The organism is Caulobacter sp. P1_B12_2 (genome assembly GCF_056406675.1).
In genome coordinates, this window is record NZ_JBFTZS010000548.1 from 1 (window position 1) to 2713 (window position 2713).

A 2713-nucleotide genomic window follows, 5' to 3' on the forward strand; every position below is an offset into this window, starting at 1 on the left:
GGCGGCCAACAACCTGTCGGGCGATATCGGCACCCGCTTCGCGGTGGTCCGCTACGGCAATGTCGTGGGCTCGCGCGGCAGCGTCGTGCCGCTGTACAAGCGCCTGCTGGGCCAGGGCGCGACCGAGCTGCCGGTCACCGACGCGCGGATGACCCGGTTCTGGATCACGCTGAACGAGGGCGTGGAGTTCGTGCTGTCGTCGCTGGAGATCATGCGCGGCGGCGAGATCTTCGTGCCCAAGATCCCGTCCATGACCATGCCTGACCTGGTCAAGGCCATGTCGCCGGACGTCGGCGTGAAGATCGTCGGCATCCGCCCGGGCGAGAAGCTGCATGAGATGATGATCAGCGCCGACGACGCCCGCGCCACCGTCGAGCTGGACGACCGCTACGTGATCGAGCCGACCTTCGTGGAATATCCGCGCAAGCCCTTCCGCGGCGAGGCCCAGGCCAAGGACGTGGCCGAGGGCTTCAGCTACAGCAGCGACAACAACGACGACTGGCTCAGCGAGGACGGCCTGAACGCCATGCTGGCCGAGAAGGCCTGACGTGTCGGCCTCGTCTGTTGGAGGGGGGGCGCTTCCGTTCCTGCCCTACGGCCGTCAGACCATCGAGGACGACGACGTGGCGGCGGTCGCGGCGGCCCTGCGCGCCGACTTCCTGACGACGGGGCCGACCGTCGAGGCCTTCGAGACCGCCTTCCGGGCCAAGGTCGGCGCCGAGCACGCCATCGCCGTGGCCAACGGCACGGCCACCCTGCACCTGGCCATGCTGGCCCTGGGCGTCGGCGAGGGCGACGTCTGCATCGCGCCCTCGGTCACCTTCCTGGCCACCGCCAATTGCGCCCGCTACGTCGGGGCCGAAGTGGTGTTCGCCGATGTCGATCCCGACAGCGGCCTGATGACGCCGGAAACCTTGGCCGACGCCTTGAAGCGCGCTGGGGATCGCCGGGTCCGGGCCGTGCTGCCGGTCCACCTGCGCGGCGACGTCTGCGACCTGCCGGCCCTGCGCGACCTGGCCGCCGGCGTCGGCGCCGTGCTGGTCGAGGACGCGCCCCACGCCCTGGGCTCGGTGGGAACCTTCGACGGCGCCGCCCATCCCGTCGGCGACGGCGCCTATTCGGCCTTCGCCAGTTTCTCGTTCCATCCGGTCAAGACCCTGGCCACGGGCGAAGGCGGCATGCTGACCACCAATGACGCGACCCTGGCCGCCAGGGCTCGCTCCCTGCGCGGCCACGGCATGGTGCGACCTGCCGGCGCCGAGCCCTGGATCTACGAGATGTCGGAGCTGGGCTTCAACTACCGCATCCCCGACGTGCTCTGCGCCCTGGGGATCTCGCAGCTTTCCAAGCTGGATCGGTTCGTCGCGCGGCGCCGGACCCTGGCGGCGCTCTACGCCGAAAAGCTCGCGGCCCTGGCGCCGACCGTGCGCCTGGCGACCAGTCCCGACTGGTCCGACCCGGCCCTGCACCTGCTGACCGTGCTGATCGACTTCGAAGCCGCCGGGACCACGCGCCGCGCGGTGGTCGAGGCCCTGAAGGCGGCGGGGATCGGCAGCCAGGTCCACTACATCCCGGTGCACGGCCAACCCTATTACCAGGCCCGCTACGGCGCCCTGGACCTGCCGGGCAGCGACGCCTGGTACGCTCGCTGCCTGACCCTGCCGCTGTATCCGACGATGGCGGACGACGACGTCGACCGGGTGGTCGAGGCGCTGGCGGGGGCCCTCGGGCGGTCGTGACGGTCCGTCACGTCGCGTCGATCAGCCGGTCGGCGAGGCGCTGGATCGCCGCACGGACCGCCGTCCCGTAACCGTCTTCCGGCAGGACGACGCTCGTCGCCCTCGCCTGGTCGGCGTGACGCCGCGCCTGTTCGAACAGGCCGGATCGACGGCAGACGTCACCCAAGTTGAGATGGAGCGAGGGCAGGAACACGTCGATCGAAAGGATCGCCTCGCCCGTCGCGATCGTGCCGCCCGCCGCCGCTTCCGCCGCCGCGAGGGCCCGCTGGTCCCAGATCAGTTCCTGCGCGAGGTCGCTCTGCGCGTCCGCCGCGTAGTGGGCGAGAACGCACCGCCGGGCAGGATCACGCGTCACCTCGGCGTCCGCCCAGAGCGTCGCGAACAGCGTGCGGGCCATCGCCTGGTCGCCGGCGTGCAGGACGGCGACCGCCGCCATGATCCGGTCCATCGCTTCCGAGTGGGTCGTCATCAGATCAAAAGGGTGGTGAAGCGCCGCCGAAAGTCCAGCGCGGGACGCGATCGGCGATGACCTAAGCCGCCGCCTTCTGCTGAACCATGCCCTTGAGCAGGTCCATCGTCTCGGGCGAGCCGGCCAGTTGTTCGCGGGCTTCGGGCGCGCGGGCCAGTTTCATCGCCTCGATCTTGGCCTTGTCCGCCACGGGTCCGGTCGGGCCGGCCTCGCCCATGGCCAGCTTGATCAGCAGGGCCAGCTTCTGGGGCAGGGGCGCGGGGGCGCGGACCAGCATGGCGACCAGCCGGGCGTCGACCTCGATCATGCCGCCCACCTCGCCCAGGCGGGCGCACAGCGGTTCGTAGTCCTCGACCACCAGGCCCGAGCGGACCAGGGCGCGCTGCAGGCCGGCCAGGGCGGCCAGCTTGRCGGCCGCCGAGTCCGGACCCTGGCGCAGTTCGCGCTCGAAGCGCAGGGCCAGGACGTTGGCCGACAGCCAGCGGGCGGCCATGCGCTTGTTGAC

Annotated in this window: 3 protein-coding genes and 1 pseudogene; 2 read left to right on the forward strand and 2 right to left on the reverse strand. The window is 71.1% G+C overall.

The window, feature by feature from the left end; translation table 11 throughout:
- Both AC1DZ6_RS23045 and pseC read left to right on the forward strand, forming a co-directional pair.
- On the forward strand, positions 1-547 hold a 547-nt coding region (locus AC1DZ6_RS23045; RefSeq protein WP_477099441.1), incomplete at its 5' end, for a polysaccharide biosynthesis protein.
- Position 548: 1 nt separating this feature from the next.
- The gene (gene pseC / locus AC1DZ6_RS23050; protein ID WP_477099442.1) at positions 549-1739 is read left to right on the forward strand and encodes a UDP-4-amino-4,6-dideoxy-N-acetyl-beta-L-altrosamine transaminase; all 1191 of its coding nucleotides are present in this window, start codon (positions 549-551) and stop codon (positions 1737-1739) included.
- A 7-nt stretch (positions 1740-1746) separates the two neighbouring features.
- Here the strand turns inward: pseC and AC1DZ6_RS23055 are convergent, their stop codons facing one another.
- Both AC1DZ6_RS23055 and AC1DZ6_RS23060 read right to left on the reverse strand, forming a co-directional pair.
- Positions 1747-2208, reverse strand: a complete 462-nt coding sequence (locus AC1DZ6_RS23055; protein WP_477099443.1) for a hypothetical protein — start codon at positions 2206-2208, stop codon at positions 1747-1749.
- Between the two features lie 61 nt (positions 2209-2269).
- A pseudogene (locus AC1DZ6_RS23060) lies at positions 2270-2713 on the reverse strand (hypothetical protein); the annotation flags it as partial.